This window comes from Duganella alba (assembly GCF_009674495.1).
Taxonomy (GTDB): domain Bacteria; phylum Pseudomonadota; class Gammaproteobacteria; order Burkholderiales; family Burkholderiaceae_D; genus Rugamonas; species Rugamonas alba.
Genome location: NZ_WKJN01000008.1, coordinates 79472 through 94938, shown reverse-complemented (window position 1 = coordinate 94938; position 15467 = coordinate 79472). Strand labels below are relative to the sequence as shown.

Here is a 15467-nt window from a genome sequence, read left to right as displayed (position 1 = left end):
CCTGCCTTACCAGCGCTTGTCAACCGGCATGTCCAGTAAAGGCTTCAATTTTTCGGCGATGACTTCGCGGGCGCGGAAGATGCGGCTGCGCACGGTTCCGATGGGACAGGCCATGATGTCGGAAATCTCCTCGTAGCTCAGTCCCTCGATCTCGCGCAGCGCGATCGCGGTACGCAGGTCCACCGGCAAGGCGTCCATGGCCGCGTTGACGGTCTGGGCGATCTGTTTGCTGGCCAGCATGGACTCTGGCGTATTGATGTCGCGCAAATGCTCGCCATCGTTAAATCCTTCAGCTTGTTCGCTATCGGCGTCGGTGGACGTGGGCATGCGTCGTCCCTGCGTCGCCAGAAAGTTTTTGGCGGTGTTGATGCCGATGCGGTACAGCCAGGTGTAGAACGCCGAGTCGCCGCGGAAATGCCGCAACGCCCGATACGCCTTGATAAAGGTTTCCTGCACCACGTCCTCCGCCTCGGCCGGGTCGTGCACGATGCGCGACAGCAGACGCATCAGCCGGCGTTGGTACTTCGCCACCAGCAAATCAAACGCCTGCTTATCGCCATCGCGGACCCGCTCGACCAGCAATTGGTCGCACTCACGTTCTGTCGTCACTCCTGCATTCCTCGGTGGCCCACAGCGCAGCCGATTCGTATAGCCATATGCTATAGAGTTAGCCCGCTGCAAGAAGTTCACACTGCCGGCGTGTTTATTTCGCTGCGCGCAGCCGCGCGGCAGGCCAGCGCCACAGCACGCCACTCGACGGGCGTCACGCTGTCCGGCAGCACCGCCAGCACCCGCACCTTGCCGCCGGCGTCGCACAGCCGCAGCAAGAGCAGGCGCGGCCATAAAGTCGAGCCGCCCAGCAGGCGCAACGCACAGCCCTGATGCGCACCCGTGTTGTGCTGGTATACCGCCAGCCGCACCTGGCCGACACCGGATATATCAAGCTGGCGTGCAATAGCTGGCGGGCGGCCGCCCAGCCACGCCAGCGCGCCGGCCAGCAGACACAACAGAGGCGCCACCACGCCAGGGCACACGGCGGCGGACGCCATCACGCAACAGCACACGCCGGCATGCGCAACACGCAGGCCGAACGAGGGGCGAACGATGACAGACACCGCAATCGACATGACGGCAGCACAACAAACACATGAATAAAAATGGGGGATACTGCCTGGAAGCGCCGGCGCGAGGCCGGGCAATTCAGGCGCCGGCGAGTGCCGGCGCCGAATTCTCGCTCACCCTGTTTGGACAGGACAAGACGAGAATTGGTTCAAACTTTTTTACACTTTACCGAAGACCAGCGAGCCGTTGGTGCCGCCGAAGCCGAACGAGTTTTTCAACGCGTAATCGATCTTCATGTCGCGCGCCGTATTGGCAACGAAGTCCAGGTCGCAAGCCGGGTCCTGGTTGAAGATGTTGATGGTCGGCGGCGACACCTGGTGGTGCAGCGCCAATACCGTAAACACCGACTCCAGGCCGCCCGCGCCGCCCAGCAAGTGGCCGGTCATCGACTTGGTCGAATTGACCACCAGCTTTTTGGCGTGGTCGCCGAACGTGCGCTTGATGCCCTGCACTTCCGCCACGTCGCCTTGCGGCGTCGAGGTGCCGTGCGCGTTCACATACTGCACCTGGTCCGGATTGATACCGGCGTCGGCCAGCGCGGCTTGCGCCGACTTGCTGCCGCCGCTGCCATCTTCCAGAGGCGAGGTCATGTGATACGCATCGGCGCTCATGCCAAAGCCGAGCACTTCCGCATAGATCTTGGCGCCGCGCGCCTTGGCGTGTTCGTACTCTTCGAGCACCATCACACCCGCACCTTCGCCCAGCACGAAGCCGTCGCGGTCCGCATCCCATGGACGGGAAGCGGTCGCCGGATCGTCGTTACGGGACGACAGCGCCTTGGCCGAGGCGAAACCGCCCAGACCCAGTGGCGACACGGTCGATTCAGCACCGCCGGCCACCATGACGTCGGCATCGCCGTACTCAATCATGCGCGCGGCAGCGCCGATGCAATGCAGGCCGGTGGTGCAAGCCGTCACGATCGACAGGTTAGGACCACGCATGCCGTACTTGATCGACAGGTTGCCCGAGATCATGTTAATGATCGATGCCGGCACGAAGAACGGCGAGATACGGCGCGGACCGCGCTTGTCGTAGTCTTCCTTCTGCTCTTCGATCATCGGCAGGCCGCCGATGCCGGAACCGACGATCACGCCGATACGGTCGGCGTTTTCTTCGGTGACAACCACGCCGGAGTCTTGCACAGCTTGAATGCCGGCCGCCATGCCGTAATGGATGAAGGTATCCATGTGGCGGGCTTCTTTCGCGGAGATATAGTCCTCGATATTGAAGCCTTTGACTTCACCGGCAAAACGGGTGCTGAAAGCTGTTGCGTCAAACTTGGTGATGGTGGCAATACCGGATTTGCCCTCGGTGGCCGCTGCCCACGAATCGGCGATGTTATTGCCGATCGGAGTGACGGCGCCCAGGCCGGTAATGACAACACGACGGTTTTTAGAACCTCTCAAGCGATTCTCCTAAAGTCGATCGGGCAGAAATTACGCCTTGACGTGCGCGGTAGCGTAGTCGATCGCTTGCTGCACGGTGGTGATTTTTTCTGCTTGTTCGTCAGGGATTTCCATTTCGAACTCGTCTTCCAGGGCCATCACCAGCTCGACGGTGTCCAGCGAGTCAGCGCCCAGATCGTCAACGAACGACGATTCGGTTTTGATGTCTGCTTCGGCGACGCCCAGTTGTTCAGCGACGATTTTCTTAACGCGTTGTTCGATATCCGACATGTTATGGCTCCATTTGTTTGTTACGGAAAGCGCGCATTTTATCAGGTTTGCGCACTGAAAAACTAATTTCGGTGTCTGCTGCTAAATATTCCGAAATCACTGCTAAAAGATTTGAAACGGCTTTATTTTTATGCCGTTCCGCATCAGTTCATATACATACCGCCATTCACGTGGAGGGTGGTGCCGGTAATATAAGCGGCTTGCGGCGACGCCAGGAAGGCGACCGCCGCGGCGATGTCCTCTGGCTTGCCGAGGCGCGCCAGCGGAATCTGCGTCAGCAAGGCGGCGTGCTGTTCTTCGCCCAGCGCCTTGGTCATGTCGGTATCGATAAAGCCCGGCGCCACGCTGTTGACGGTGATGTTGCGGCTGCCGATTTCACGCGCCAGCGCGCGCGTCATGCCTTCCACGCCAGCCTTGGCGGCGGCGTAGTTCATCTGGCCCGGATTGCCGGACGAGGCCACCACCGAAGTGATGTTGATGATGCGGCCGTTCCTGGCCTTCATCATGCCGCGCAGCACGGCGCGCGACAGGCGGCCAACCGAGCTCAGGTTGGTGGCGATGACACTGTCCCACTCTTCGTCCTTCATGCGCATCGCCAGGTTGTCCTGGGTGATGCCGGCGTTGTTGACCAGGATGCCAACCGCGCCCCAGGTTTTGCTGATGTCGTCGATGACGGCGGCGCAGGCTTCGGCGTTGGTGACGTTGAGCACCATGCCCTTGCCTGCCTCGGCGCCGATTTCAGCCAGGTAGGCGGAAATGGCTTCCGCGCCGGCTTCGGTGGTGGCGGTGCCGACCACGCGCGCACCCTGACGCGCCAGCTCTTGAGCAATGGCCTTGCCGATGCCGCGCGATGCGCCCGTTACCAGGGCGACTTGATTTGCTAAAGTCATGTAAATCCTTCTACAGTAAATACGGAGTGTGCCTGAAACCGCAAACGCTTATTTGAGCTCGCTCAATACGCGTTCCAAGGTAGCCTGATCGTAAATGGCGTCGCCCATCAGGTTGGCGTCGATGCGCTTGGTCAAACCCATCAGCACCTTGCCCGGACCGCACTCCACCACCTTGGTGATGCCGTCGGCGGCGATCTTCTGCACGGTTTCCACCCAGCGCACCGGCGCGGCGGCCTGGCGCACCAGCGCATCCTTGATCGCGGCCGGATCGTTCAGCACGGCCACGTCGACGTTGTTGATCAGCTGGATCTGCGGCGCCGAGAACGTGATGTTGGCCAGGTAGTCGCGCAGGCGGTCCGACGCCGGCTTCAGCAGCGACGAGTGGAACGGCGCCGACACCGGCAGTTTCATGGCGCGCTTGGCGCCCTTGCCCTTGGCAATGTCGCAGGCGCGTTCGACTGCGGCGGTGTCGCCGGCGATCACCACTTGCGCCGGCGCGTTGAAGTTGACGGCTTCCACCACGCCACCGCCAGCGGCGGCTTCGGCGCAGGCGGCGCGCACGTCGTCATCCGACAGGCCCAGCACCACAGCCATGGTGCCCTGGCCGACCGGCACAGCCTCTTGCATCGCTTGCGCACGGAAACGCACCATCGGCACGGCGTCCTTGAACGAGATCACGCCAGCGGCGACCAGCGCCGAGTATTCGCCCAGGCTGTGGCCGGCCACGACCGACGGCACGGCGCCGCCGGCGGCGATCCACGCGCGGTAGGTTGCCACGGCAGCGGTCAGCATCACCGGCTGGGTGTTGGTGGTCAGGTCCAGCTCTTCCTTCGGACCTTCGGCGATCAGCTTGCCGAGGTCGAAACCAAGCGCTTCCGACGCTTCAGCGACGGTCTGCGCAACCACCGGATTGCCGGCAAAGCCGTCCAGCATCGCAATCGCCTGCGAGCCCTGGCCTGGGAATACAAAAGCAAATTTAGTCATGACTTCCATCCATCTCTTTTATTATTGGCAGCAAAGCTATCATGCAATCATGACAGCACTGCTACTGTTGAGTCCGTTAGAACTCTAATTCTAATTCAGCTTAAAAACGAGCCAGCACCGCGCCCCAGGTAAAGCCGCCGCCCACGCCTTCGAGCATGATGTTGTGGCCCGGCTTGACGCGGCCATCGCGCACGGCGGCGTCGAGCGCCAGCGGAATCGATGCGGCCGAGGTATTGCCGTGCTGGTCGACGGTGACGACCATCTTTTCCATCGGCAGGCCCAGCTTCTTGGCGGTGCTGCTCATGATGCGCAGGTTGGCCTGGTGCGGAATCAGCCAGTCGATCTGCTCCGGCTGCATGCCGGCCTTTTCCAGCGCCTCGTCGGCCACCTTGGCCAGTACCGACACGGCCAGCTTGAACACCGCCGGGCCGTCCATGTACAGATAGGCTTCGCCGGCAATCGCGCCGCCGAAGGAATTCGGCATGCACAGGATGTCGCCATGGCTGCCATCAGCGTGCAGCGCGGTGGCCAGGATGCCCGGCTCTTGCGAGGCGGTCAGCACCACGGCGCCGGCGCCGTCGCCGAACAGCACGCAGGTGGTGCGGTCGTTGAAATCAAGGATGCGGGAGAACACTTCGGCGCCGATCACCAGCACGTTCTTGTGCACGCCGGCGCGGATGAAGGCGTCGGCGGTCGACAGCGCGTAGACGAAGCCGCTGCAGACGGCCTGCACGTCGACGGCGGCGCCGTGGTTGGTGATGCCCAGCTTGCGCTGCACGACGCAGGCGGTGCTGGGGAAGCTGCCGAAGAAATCCGGGGTCGAGCTGGCAACGATGATCAGGTCGATATCGTTGGGCTGCAGGCCCGCCATGTCCAGCGCGTTCCTGGCGGCGATGACGGCCAGGTCGGACGAGTTCTGGTCCGGTGCGGCGAAGTGGCGCGCCGCGATGCCGCTGCGGCTGACAATCCACTCGTCCGACGTCTCGATGTTTTTGGCAGCGAGTTGATCAGCCAGCTCCTGGTTGGTCACGCGCTTTTCCGGCAGATAGCTGCCGGTGCCGATAATTTTGCTATACAAGGTCATGCCGTTTTACCGTCCACTAAATAGTTGAGCTTGGTACTTCCGGTGTTTCGGTGTTACGCGGCATCAGCTCGGCGATCAGGGTCGAAATGTGCGGCAACACGTCATTTTTTGCAGCATCATACGCCCGCTTGATCGCCCATTCAAAGGAATATGCGTCGGCGCCGCCATGGCTCTTGAACACCAGGCCGCGCAGGCCCAGCAGGCTGGCGCCGTTGTAGCGCGATGGCGACAGGCGTTTTTTGATGTTGTTCAGGGCGCCGCGGCCGATCAGTGCGCTCAGCATGGTCAGCGGGTTGCGGGTGAATTCCGATTTGACGGTATCGGCAAAGAAGCGGGCCACGCCCTCCACTGCCTTCAGCGTGACGTTGCCGGTAAAGCCGTCGCACACCACCAGGTCGGTGGTGCCCTTGAAAATGTCGTTGCCCTCGACGTTGCCGAAGAAGTTCAGCGCGCCGCGCTCATGATCGGCTTGCAGCAGCTTGCTGGTGGCCTTGACCACGTCGTTGCCCTTGATGTCCTCGGTGCCGACGTTCAGCAGGCCGATGGTCGGGCGCGCGATGTTCTCCATCGACGACACCAGCACCGAACCCATGATGGCGAACTGGTGCAGGTGGTGCGGTTCGCAGTCGACGTTGGCGCCCAGGTCCAGCATATAGGTCGGGCCGCCTTTTTGATTCGGCATGATGCTGCAAATCGCCGGGCGGTCGACGCCGCTCATGGTTTTCAGCACGTAGCGGGCGACGGCCATCAGCGCGCCGGTGTTGCCGGCCGAGACGGAGGCTTGCGCCTTGCCGTCCTTGACTTGCTCGATGGCGACGCGCATCGACGAATCCTTCTTGCGGCGCAGGGCCACTTCGAGCGGATCGTCCATGGTGACTTGTTCGGAGGCGTGGACCACGCTCAGACGCGGATGCGCGTCGGCATGGTGTTTCTTCAGTTCGGCGCGGATGACGTCTTCGAGACCGACAAGGATCAGCTCGGCATCAGGCTCACGTTTAACGAAGGAAACAGCTGCGGGAATAGTGACTGAGGGGCCATGATCGCCACCCATGCAGTCGATAGAAATTTTGATTGTCATTGTTATGGCAAGCGGCAGAACCGCAACATCCGGAATCCGCGTTGGAACATGACGGTATGCAAAACCAAATTGCAGCCGATTAAAAAAGAAAAAGCGATGCTACACAAGTCAGCACCGCCTGTTTCTGTGTCCAGCAAAAGCGACAATTACTCGTCGTTTTTGGTTTTCAGGACTTTGCGACCACGGTAGAAGCCGTTAGGACTGATGTGGTGACGCAGGTGGGTTTCACCGGTGGTTGGCTCGATTGCCAGTTGTGGAGCAACCAGGAAATCGTGCGAACGGTGCATACCGCGCTTCGATGGGGATTTTTTGTTCTGTTGAACTGCCATGTTAATGACTCCTAATACATAAGTTCTAAAATTCTAACACAATCGACCGGCATAAAACATGCGAATCGAGCCCTACTACTTTGCACTGCTAACTTGCCAAGACTCGATGTACTCGCCGCGCATTGACACGTTCTTTACTACGAAGTCGCTTCAAAAGGCCGCAGCTTCGTTGCCTCGCTGCGACCATTTTGAATCAACTTCTAACTACTTATTCGGATTTGAGGCTCTTCAGAGCGTCGAATGGCGAGATCTTCTCGCTTTTTGCCTTGTCCAGCAGGGCTGAGTCGGGGCAGACATCGTGTTTCGGCGTGTGCGGCAGGGCCAGCAGCGCTTCGTCTTCCACCAGGTACATCAACTCCATACTGCGGCTGCCGACGATCACGTCGATCGATTCGTCAGCAATTATCTCTTCAATTTCGTCCGCCTGTTCATCGTCCTTACCCAGCATCAGCACCGTCGTCGAAGCGAGGTGGTGAGCGTAAGGCTGCAGGCAGCGCTGGCAGACCAGCTGCACGGTGCCGTTGACCGACAGCGTCATTTGCGGAAAGCCCATCTTGCTGGTGCTTCCTGCGACTTTCCAGGCGATCTCGCCGGAGGCGTCCGCGCACTCCTTGGCCAGACGGGTCATTTCAGCGACAGGCGTCACGCCTTCCTGCTTACCGTTGATCCGACAAAATTCAAAGGTGTCGATCACAAAAGCATTCATTACAGAAAATTCCCCGGAAAACCTGCGATAATAGCAGGGTTTTCGACATCAAGTCAAAGCCTTAGCGATTTTTTGCGACATTTTTGTCGCTGGCCGTAACTCATATCACCGTCATATCGCCGGCGACAGAGCATATAACATTCCCCTCATGACATCAAGTTTACTCGTACTGGCTTCCAGCTCGGCCTACCGAAAAGAATTATTATCACGCCTACAACTGCCGTTCGAGGTGGCCATTCCGGACATCGACGAAACGCCGCTGGCCGGCGAAACGCCCAGCGCCACCGCCCTGCGTCTGGCGCGCGAAAAGGCCGCCGCCGTGGCCGCCAGGATGCCGGGCGCCATCGTCATCGGCTCCGACCAGGTCGCCACGCTGGATGATGAACAGATCGGCAAACCGGGCAATCACGCCAACGCGCTGGCGCAATTGCAGAAAATGCGCGGCCGTGAAGTCATCTTTCACACCGCGCTGTGCGTGTGGGACGGCCGCGACGGCACCGCCCAGGTCGAAGACATCCAGACCGTGGTCAAGTTCCGCGACCTGCCGGATGCCGAGCTGGACGCCTACCTGCGCATCGAACAGCCCTACGACTGCGCCGGCAGCGCCAAGAACGAAGCCTTGGGCATCGCCATCCTGGAACGCATCGACAGCAGCGACCCGACCGCCCTCACCGGCTTGCCATTAATCGCGCTGACAGGCATGCTGCGCAACATTGGCGTCACCTTCTTTCAAAATAAACAATGACCGGCACCCTCTTCTTAATTCCGAACACCCTGGGCGAGACCGAAGGCCTCGACTATGTGCTGCCTGAACAGGTCCAGCGCATCACCTCGCAGCTGGACTACTTCGTGGCGGAAAACGCCAAGACCGCGCGCGCCTTCCTGAAACTGGTCGGCGCCCAGCACCCGCTGTGCAAGCCGATGCAGGAAATCAAAATCGCCGAACTGAACGTCAACACCCCGGCCGCCGCGCTGGCCGACCTGCTGGCGCCGCTGCTGGCCGGCCAGGACGGCGGCCTGGTGTCGGAAGCCGGCGTGCCGGCGGTAGCCGATCCCGGCGCCGACCTGGTGCGCCTGGCGCACCAGCACAAGATTCCGGTGCGGCCGCTGGTCGGGCCGTCGTCGCTGCTGCTGGCCGTCATGGCGAGCGGCCTGAATGGCCAGAGCTTCGCCTTCAACGGCTACCTGCCGACCGATGCGGCGCAGCGCGACAAGCGCATCAAGGAACTGGAACTGCGCTCGCGCAAGGAAAAGCAAACGCAGCTGTTCATCGAAACGCCGTACCGCAACGCCGCCATGCTGGAAGCGCTGATCGCCGCCTGCGCGCCGGGCACGCTGCTGTGCGTGGCGACCGACCTCAGCCTGCCAACCGAAACCATCCGCACGATGACGGCCGCGCAGTGGAAAACCGCGCCGGCGCCGGACTTCCACAAGAAGCCGACCGTGTTCCTGCTGCTGGGCCAATAATGACGTCGCCCTATGAATGGCTGATTGGCGTGCGCTACCTGCGCGCCGGCCGCCGCAGCGGCCGCAACAGCTTCATTTCCTTCATGTCGCTGGTGTCGATCGCCGGCGTCGGCCTGGGCGTGGCGGCGCTGATCGTCGTGCTGTCGGTGATGAACGGCTTCGAGCGCGACGTTGGCGCGCGCATGATCTCGGTGCTGTCCCACATCGAAGTATTCGATGCGCGCGGCCTGATGCGGGACTGGCAAGCCACAGCGCGCGACGCCGAACGCAATCCGGCAGTGCAAGCCGCCGCGCCCTTTGCCGAAGTGCCCGGCATGCTGCTGCAGGAAGACACGATGAAGCCGGCGCTGCTGCGCGGCATCCTGCCGGAGCAGGAAGCCAAGGTGGCCGACTTCATGAAAGGCAAAAACGCCGCCGCGCTCGACATGCTGAAACCCGGCGCCTGGCAGATCGTGCTCGGCGCCGAACTGGCCAAGGCGCTGCACGTCAAGGCCGGCGACCACGTCATCCTGGCGATGCCGTCGCAGCAATCGTCGCTGAACAACGTCATGCCGCAGACGCGCCGCTTCACCGTGGCCGGCACGTTCGAGGTGGGTCATTTCGAGTTTGACTCCGGCATGGCCTTCATCCACATGCAGGACGCCGAAGAACTGCTGCACGTCGACGCCCCGATCGGCCTGCGCCTGCGCATCGCCGACGCCAACCAGGCGCCGCAAGTCGCCCAGGCGCTGAAGAACAGCCTCAACGGCGACTATCTGGTGCGCGACTGGACCCAGCGCAATTCAACGTGGTTCGCCGCCGTACAGAGCCAGAAGCACATGATGTTCATCATCCTGACGCTGATCGTGGCGGTGGCCGCCTTCAACGTGGTGGCCATGTTGGTGATGTCGGTGACCGACAAGCGCGCCGACATCGCCATCCTGCGCACGCTGGGCGCGCGGCCGTCGTCGATCATGAAGATCTTCATGGTGCAGGGCCTGCTGTCAGGCTTGATGGGCGTACTGGCCGGCACCACGCTGGGCGTGCTGATCGCCTGGAATCTGCCGGACATCGCCAGCGGCATCGAGCACCTGCTGGGCGTGCAGCTCCTCGACAAGAACATCTACTTCATCAACTCGGTGCCGTCGCAGCTGCTGTGGAGCGACGTGACAGGCGTGGTGGGCGTGGCGGTGGCGCTGTCCTTCCTGTCCACGCTGTACCCAAGCTGGTGGGCCACCCGCACCAATCCCGCCGAAGCCCTGCGCTACGAATAAACTCCGGGGTCAGGTCCCCCATTTCTACACGAGCTCTGCCGTGGCGGCCGCCACGGCAGAGCTCGTGTAGAAATGGGGGACCTGACCCCGGATTAGATGTTACGGGTGTATTCGGTCACCCATTCGATTGCGGAGAGCTGGATGTTGTACAGTTCGGCCGGTCGCAGGTCGAGCTGGTGCAGCATCTGCGCCAGCTCGCGGCCGTCGTGGCCACGCTCGATGTGTTCGATCAGGCTGAGCATGGCACCATAGTCGCCGGAGCGGTGCAGCAGCGCGGCGCGCACGTCGTCCAGCACGTTGACGCTTTCCAGCACGTCGCGCATGTGGATCGAGAATAAGGTATCCATCAGCGACATCACGCCCACTGTGAAGCCGATGTCGGCACTCACACGCTGCCCCGGCTTGCGGTGCTCCACCATCAATTCCATGGTCTTGCCGCGCGTGGTGGCCAGTTGCAGCAGCGGCGAGGTGAATTCCTGCGTGCCGCCATTCTTCACATACAACAGGATCTGCAGCCAGCGCCGCAACTGGCGCCGTCCCAGCACCATCAGCGCATGCCCAACCGAGTTGATACGCTGCCGCGCGCCCACCGCCGGCGTGTTCACCAGCCGCAGCAGGTTCAGCGTGATCAGCGCATCGTGCTTGACGCTGCGCTCGACTTCCTGGCTGCTGGCATCGCGGTCCAGCAGTTCCAGCAGATGCAGCACGCTCAATTGCGACGGCGAGATCTTCTTGCCGCTCAAGATCACCGGCCGCGCAAAATAATAGCCCTGGAAATACTCAAAGCCCAGTTCCATGCACTCCTGGAACTCCTCGATGGTCTCGACCTTTTCCGCCAGCAGCTTCTGCCCCGGCGTCTTCAGCACCCGCGCCAGCGCCGGCAAGGTGCCGGGCTGCATGTCCTTGATGTCGACCTTGATCACATCGCACAGCGGCATCAGCTTCTGCACGTCGTCGGTCTGACCGATCACATCGTCCAGCGCGAACTTGAAGCCGGCCTGCTTGAGCTCGCGCACGCGCGCCAGCACTTCCGGCGTGGCTTTGACGGTTTCGAGGATTTCGAGGATGACTTTGTCGTTGGGCAGGAAGCGGATGAAATCGCTCATCAGGCCCACCGCGTCGACGTTGACGAAGGCCATCTGGTCGCCCACCACCTGCCCCAGGCCCAGCTCGGCGGCGTTGGCGATGACGGTGGCGGTCGCTTCCGCATCGTCGGTGACCTGCGCGCCGTTGTAGGCAGCGGCGCCGCGGAACAGCAATTCATACGCTACCAGCCGCTGTCCCCGGTTGAGGATGGGCTGGCGCGCAAGGAAGAAATTATCTGCTAACTTGGATGGCGCCGGTGACGAGGCTATCATCATGGGACACTCCCATTCGATCTGCTTGTCACCAGCCTACGCCAGTTTATGAACTCTTGACAATGTTTTTCTGACGGACAGGGGGGCGGCGCTCGCTATTGTTGCGCGTACCCGTCGCCTGCGTGCCCTTCTCCAGCGTGAAGCGGGCGCCGCTGTCCTTGCCCAGCGCCTTCACCAGCCACGGCATCACTTCCTTCAACATCGGTTCCAGCGTGTACGGCGGATTCAGGATGAACATGCCGCTGCTGTGCAGACCGAAGCCGTCCGGCGTCGGCTTCTTGGTGGTCAGCACCACGTTCAGCCATTCGGCGGCCGGCAGCTGCTTCAGCTTGTCGGCGAACTGGCGCGATTCCATGCGTTGCAGCAGCGGATACCACACGGCATAGGTGCCGGTCGGGAAGCGGCCCAGCGCTTCGGCCAGCACGTCCTTGGTCTTTTTGTAGTCCTGCTTGTCTTCATACGGCGGGTCGATCAGCACCAGCGCGCGGCGCGACGGCGGCGGCAGCAGCGCCTTCAGCGACGCGAAGCCGTCGCCACGGGTGACCAGCACGCGCTTGCCGCGCACGGTCGGGCGGATGCCCTGCGCCGCCGCGTGCTCTTCCAGCTTGCGGAAGTTATCGGCCAGCAGCTTGGAATCGGCCGGATGCAGTTCGAACAGGCGCAGGCGGTCCTGCTCGCGCGCCACCTGGTCGGCGATGTACGGCGAACCAGGGTAGTAGCGCATCTTGCCGCTCGGGTTCATGGCGCGGATCAGGTCGACGTATTCCTTGATCGGCGCCGGCATGTCGGTCAGGTTCCACAGCGGGCCGATGCCGGTGTCGTATTCGGCGTTCTTGGACGCGAACGCGCCGTCCAGCTCGTAGACGCCGGCGCCCGAGTGCGTGTCGATGTAGCTGTACGCCGTGTCCTTCTGGTTCAGGTACTGGAGCAACTGGATGGTGATGAAGTGCTTCAGCACGTCGGCGTGGTTACCCGCATGGAAGGCGTGGCGGTAAGAGAACATAAGCTGGTGATCCTGATTGATTCAATCCGACATTATCCCTCAGAACGCGCCGGCGACCAAAAAAGCGCGCACATCGTTTGCATCAAGGTGTGGCGATGTCAGCTGACTAAGATGGAACTGCCACGCCGGCATCCGCTGGCGCGACATACTTTCATGGAGGAGATTATGGCTTTTAACAACGTAGGGCCGCTGACCTTCCTGGCGCCTGGTCAAACCGCGTTCTGGAGCTACACCTATGGCGGCGACCGTGGCACCCAGTTCGCCTCGGCGGATGTGAAGACGCCCAACCAGGGCGCCGTGCACCTGGCCGACCAGCAGCGCAAGGCCAAGGACAACAACGGCAACGCCACGTACTTCGTCGCCATCCACAACCAGGGTGTCGGCGGGTGCTTCCACAACCTGCAAGGCGGAGGTATGTCATGAAGATGACCATCGTAACGGACGTGCACGGCAACGTGCTGGGCGCCGTCCAGGGCCACAACCTGACGGAAAACAAGGATGGCGTGGAGGCGACCGTATCGTTCGCGCCCGGCCACGCCACCCACATGGTGGAAGTCGACGATGACCTGACCACGGTCGATGACGTCGAGGAATTCCAGCAGCGCCTGCGCCGCCATCTGCAACAGCATCAACAGCAACCGTAACAGCATGACAGCCGCGCCCAGTCCGGCGCGGCTGTTTTCCTAGGCCAGCTTCTGCTGCGCCACCAGCACCCCATCCGCATCGGCATAAATCCAGTCGCCGGGATTGACCGGCACGCCGGCGATGTGCACCCGCAGGTTGCGCTCGCCCACGCCCTTCTTGCTGCTTTTCTGCGGATGCGCGCCGAGCGCGCGCACGCCGATGTCGCAGGCGTTGAGTTCATCCGTATCGCGGATGCAGCCATCGACGATGATGCCGGCCCAGCCGTTGTCCTGCGCCAGCAGGCCAAGCTGGCCACCGACCAGCGCGCGGCGCAGGCTGCCGCCGCCATCGACCACCAGCACATTGCCCTCGCCCGGCGTTTCCAGCATGGCGCGCACCATCGCATTGTCTTCATGCACCTTCAGCGTCACCACGCGGCCGGAAAAGCGCACGCGCTGGCCGTAGTGGCGGAACACCGGCGGCAGCGCGGCCAGGCGGCCGTCGTCCAGCAGGTTGGCGTGGTCGTCGCATAAATCGGTGGTGGCAAAGCTCATGGTCGTCCCTCTCGCATTGTTGAAATAATTTTAATTCTATGCGGTTTTCGGCGCCACGGCCACGCGGGTGTTGCTGCCGACACCGACCGCCGTCAGGATCACCAGCGCCTGGAAGATGCCGATGAACACGAACACGCCGGCCGGATGGTGCGCATCCATCAGCGCGCCGAACAGCAGCGGACCCAGCGCCAGACCGCTGTCCAGGCCGGAATACACGACGCCGAACACGCGGCCGGTGGCATTGGCCGGCGCCGCGCCGCGTATCATCAGGTCGCGCGACGGACCGGAGATGCCGGTCACCAGGCCGATCAGTCCCATCAGCACCACCGCCATCCACGCCGGCACCACGGCCGCCGCAAGCACCAGCGCCAGCACCGCCGCCGTGCCGAAGGCGAGCATGATGATGCGGTCATGGTTGCGGCTGCCGGCACCGAGGAAGCCGCCATACGCCATGCCCAGCGCCGAAGCAAACATGAAGCAGGTGTAGGCCGACGTCGCCGTACCCAGCGACATGCCGTACAGGCTGACCAGGCTGGTCGCGGCAAAAGTCTGGATGCCGGCCAGCGCCACGGCGGAAATCAGGAAGAAGGCAAAGCACAGCCACACCACCTTCAGCTTGAGGAAGCCGAAGGCGCTGGCATCGGACGCGCCAACGCTTCTGCCGGCCGCCGGCAGCGCCGCCGGTTCCGGCCGCAATGCATGACGATTCCAGACCAGCAGCGCCAGCACGGCCAGCGGCAGCAGCGAGGCGCACAGCAGCGCGGTACGCCAGTCGGTGCGGTCCGCCACGAACGTCAGGAACAACGGCGACAGCGCCCAGCCGATATTGCCGCTGATGCCGTGCACCGAAAAACCATGGGCCAGGCGCGCCTTGGACACGCGCTGGTTCAGCAAGGTGTAGTCGGCCGGATGGAACACGCTGTTGCCGCAGCCGGCCACCAGCGCGCCAAGCATCAGCTGCACATAGCTGTGCGCGCTCGACAGCAGCACCGCCGACACGCCCAGCAGCGCAATGCCGCTGAACAGCACGGTGCGCGCGCCGAGGCGGTCGACCACGAAGCCGGCCATCGCCTGCCCCACGCCGGAGACAACAAAGAACACCGTCATCAGCAGCCCCAGCTCGGAATAGCTGAGGCCGAATTCCGGCTTCAGCCACGGAATCAGCGCCGCCAGGATCACGTGATAAAAGTGCGAAGTGCCGTGCGCCAGCCCTACCAGCGCAATCACCCGGGCGTCCTGACGCCATAAAGTCTTGTCGTTCATACCGCTCTCTCTGTGGTTGTTTTGCCGAAGTGTAAGCAATTTGCCATGGTCTGATTTAAGATAGAGCGACAACATT

19 protein-coding genes are annotated in these 15467 nt (G+C 62.2%); 5 read left to right on the top strand and 14 right to left on the bottom strand.

Annotated elements, in window-relative coordinates:
* Positions 1-6 precede the first annotated feature (6 nt).
* From rpoE to GJ695_RS10215, 10 genes are all read right to left on the bottom strand, one after another.
* Positions 7-609 carry an RNA polymerase sigma factor RpoE gene (gene rpoE / locus GJ695_RS10260; RefSeq protein WP_166455253.1) on the bottom strand — a complete coding sequence of 201 codons (603 nt, stop codon included), beginning with the start codon at positions 607-609 and terminating at the stop codon, positions 7-9.
* A 77-nt stretch (positions 610-686) separates the two neighbouring features.
* Positions 687-1115, bottom strand: a complete 429-nt coding sequence (locus tag GJ695_RS10255; protein ID WP_154364372.1) for a protein YgfX — start codon at positions 1113-1115, stop codon at positions 687-689.
* Between the two features lie 165 nt (positions 1116-1280).
* Entirely contained in the window at positions 1281-2528 is a 1248-nt protein-coding gene (fabF, locus tag GJ695_RS10250; protein WP_154364370.1) for a beta-ketoacyl-ACP synthase II, read from the bottom strand.
* A gap of 30 nt (positions 2529-2558) precedes the next feature.
* Complete coding sequence (gene acpP / locus GJ695_RS10245) at positions 2559-2798, bottom strand: acyl carrier protein (RefSeq protein WP_055936274.1); 240 nt, start codon at positions 2796-2798, stop codon at positions 2559-2561.
* A 143-nt stretch (positions 2799-2941) separates the two neighbouring features.
* The gene (gene fabG / locus GJ695_RS10240; protein WP_154364368.1) at positions 2942-3688 is read right to left on the bottom strand and encodes a 3-oxoacyl-ACP reductase FabG; all 747 of its coding nucleotides are present in this window, start codon (positions 3686-3688) and stop codon (positions 2942-2944) included.
* A gap of 48 nt (positions 3689-3736) precedes the next feature.
* Positions 3737-4672: an ACP S-malonyltransferase gene (gene fabD / locus GJ695_RS10235; protein WP_154364366.1), complete on the bottom strand. Its 936-nt coding sequence runs from the start codon at positions 4670-4672 to the stop codon at positions 3737-3739.
* Positions 4673-4772: 100 nt separating this feature from the next.
* Positions 4773-5756 (bottom strand): beta-ketoacyl-ACP synthase III, encoded by a 984-nt coding sequence (locus tag GJ695_RS10230; RefSeq protein WP_154364363.1) that lies wholly within the window; start codon positions 5754-5756, stop codon positions 4773-4775.
* A gap of 16 nt (positions 5757-5772) precedes the next feature.
* Positions 5773-6834, bottom strand: coding sequence for a phosphate acyltransferase PlsX (gene plsX / locus GJ695_RS10225; protein ID WP_154364360.1), 1062 nt, complete (start codon positions 6832-6834; stop codon positions 5773-5775).
* Between the two features lie 146 nt (positions 6835-6980).
* Complete coding sequence (gene rpmF, locus GJ695_RS10220) at positions 6981-7163, bottom strand: 50S ribosomal protein L32 (protein ID WP_072783806.1); 183 nt, start codon at positions 7161-7163, stop codon at positions 6981-6983.
* A 208-nt stretch (positions 7164-7371) separates the two neighbouring features.
* Positions 7372-7869, bottom strand: a complete 498-nt coding sequence (locus GJ695_RS10215) for a YceD family protein (RefSeq protein ID WP_154364357.1) — start codon at positions 7867-7869, stop codon at positions 7372-7374.
* A gap of 148 nt (positions 7870-8017) precedes the next feature.
* Between GJ695_RS10215 and GJ695_RS10210 the strand changes: the two genes are divergently transcribed.
* From GJ695_RS10210 to GJ695_RS10200, 3 genes are read left to right on the top strand one after another with little or no spacing between them, the layout of a single operon-like run.
* Entirely contained in the window at positions 8018-8614 is a 597-nt protein-coding gene (locus GJ695_RS10210) for a Maf-like protein (protein ID WP_154364355.1), read from the top strand.
* Positions 8611-9336 (top strand): SAM-dependent methyltransferase, encoded by a 726-nt coding sequence (locus tag GJ695_RS10205; RefSeq protein ID WP_154364352.1) that lies wholly within the window; start codon positions 8611-8613, stop codon positions 9334-9336. Before GJ695_RS10210 ends, GJ695_RS10205 begins: the two co-directional genes overlap by 4 nt.
* Positions 9336-10589: a lipoprotein-releasing ABC transporter permease subunit gene (locus GJ695_RS10200; protein WP_154364349.1), complete on the top strand. Its 1254-nt coding sequence runs from the start codon at positions 9336-9338 to the stop codon at positions 10587-10589. The genes GJ695_RS10205 and GJ695_RS10200 overlap by 1 nt, the downstream gene beginning before the upstream one ends.
* Positions 10590-10681: 92 nt before the next feature.
* On the opposite strand, the gene GJ695_RS10195 is transcribed toward GJ695_RS10200, so the two are convergent.
* Positions 10682-11950: an EAL and HDOD domain-containing protein gene (locus tag GJ695_RS10195; RefSeq protein ID WP_154364347.1), complete on the bottom strand. Its 1269-nt coding sequence runs from the start codon at positions 11948-11950 to the stop codon at positions 10682-10684.
* A 43-nt stretch (positions 11951-11993) separates the two neighbouring features.
* A complete protein-coding gene (locus GJ695_RS10190; RefSeq protein ID WP_154364344.1) occupies positions 11994-12950 on the bottom strand; it encodes a 23S rRNA (adenine(2030)-N(6))-methyltransferase RlmJ in 957 nt (318 codons plus the stop codon).
* A gap of 165 nt (positions 12951-13115) precedes the next feature.
* Between GJ695_RS10190 and GJ695_RS10185 the strand changes: the two genes are divergently transcribed.
* Both GJ695_RS10185 and GJ695_RS10180 read left to right on the top strand, forming a co-directional pair.
* A complete protein-coding gene (locus GJ695_RS10185) occupies positions 13116-13373 on the top strand; it encodes a hypothetical protein (protein ID WP_154364341.1) in 258 nt (85 codons plus the stop codon).
* Positions 13370-13594, top strand: coding sequence for a hypothetical protein (locus GJ695_RS10180; RefSeq protein ID WP_154364338.1), 225 nt, complete (start codon positions 13370-13372; stop codon positions 13592-13594). Before GJ695_RS10185 ends, GJ695_RS10180 begins: the two co-directional genes overlap by 4 nt.
* 39 nt (positions 13595-13633) lie before the next feature.
* On the opposite strand, the gene rraA is transcribed toward GJ695_RS10180, so the two are convergent.
* Positions 13634-14128 (bottom strand): ribonuclease E activity regulator RraA, encoded by a 495-nt coding sequence (gene rraA / locus GJ695_RS10175; protein ID WP_154364335.1) that lies wholly within the window; start codon positions 14126-14128, stop codon positions 13634-13636.
* A 36-nt stretch (positions 14129-14164) separates the two neighbouring features.
* Positions 14165-15391, bottom strand: a complete 1227-nt coding sequence (locus tag GJ695_RS10170) for an MFS transporter (protein ID WP_154364333.1) — start codon at positions 15389-15391, stop codon at positions 14165-14167.
* Positions 15392-15467 lie beyond the last annotated feature (76 nt).

Coding starts and splice junctions, on each gene's coding strand:
- acpP (WP_055936274.1), bottom strand. CDS start 2,798: ATGTCGGATATCGAACAACGCGTTAAGAAAATCGTCGCTGAACAACTG.
- fabG (WP_154364368.1), bottom strand. CDS start 3,688: ATGACTTTAGCAAATCAAGTCGCCCTGGTAACGGGCGCATCGCGCGGC.
- fabD (WP_154364366.1), bottom strand. CDS start 4,672: ATGACTAAATTTGCTTTTGTATTCCCAGGCCAGGGCTCGCAGGCGATT.
- GJ695_RS10230 (WP_154364363.1), bottom strand. CDS start 5,756: ATGACCTTGTATAGCAAAATTATCGGCACCGGCAGCTATCTGCCGGAA.
- plsX (WP_154364360.1), bottom strand. CDS start 6,834: ATGACAATCAAAATTTCTATCGACTGCATGGGTGGCGATCATGGCCCC.
- rpmF (WP_072783806.1), bottom strand. CDS start 7,163: ATGGCAGTTCAACAGAACAAAAAATCCCCATCGAAGCGCGGTATGCAC.
- GJ695_RS10215 (WP_154364357.1), bottom strand. CDS start 7,869: ATGAATGCTTTTGTGATCGACACCTTTGAATTTTGTCGGATCAACGGT.
- GJ695_RS10210 (WP_154364355.1), top strand. CDS start 8,018: ATGACATCAAGTTTACTCGTACTGGCTTCCAGCTCGGCCTACCGAAAA.
- GJ695_RS10205 (WP_154364352.1), top strand. CDS start 8,611: ATGACCGGCACCCTCTTCTTAATTCCGAACACCCTGGGCGAGACCGAA.
- GJ695_RS10200 (WP_154364349.1), top strand. CDS start 9,336: ATGACGTCGCCCTATGAATGGCTGATTGGCGTGCGCTACCTGCGCGCC.
- GJ695_RS10195 (WP_154364347.1), bottom strand. CDS start 11,950: ATGATGATAGCCTCGTCACCGGCGCCATCCAAGTTAGCAGATAATTTC.
- GJ695_RS10190 (WP_154364344.1), bottom strand. CDS start 12,950: ATGTTCTCTTACCGCCACGCCTTCCATGCGGGTAACCACGCCGACGTG.
- GJ695_RS10185 (WP_154364341.1), top strand. CDS start 13,116: ATGGCTTTTAACAACGTAGGGCCGCTGACCTTCCTGGCGCCTGGTCAA.
- GJ695_RS10180 (WP_154364338.1), top strand. CDS start 13,370: ATGAAGATGACCATCGTAACGGACGTGCACGGCAACGTGCTGGGCGCC.
- rraA (WP_154364335.1), bottom strand. CDS start 14,128: ATGAGCTTTGCCACCACCGATTTATGCGACGACCACGCCAACCTGCTG.
- GJ695_RS10170 (WP_154364333.1), bottom strand. CDS start 15,391: ATGAACGACAAGACTTTATGGCGTCAGGACGCCCGGGTGATTGCGCTG.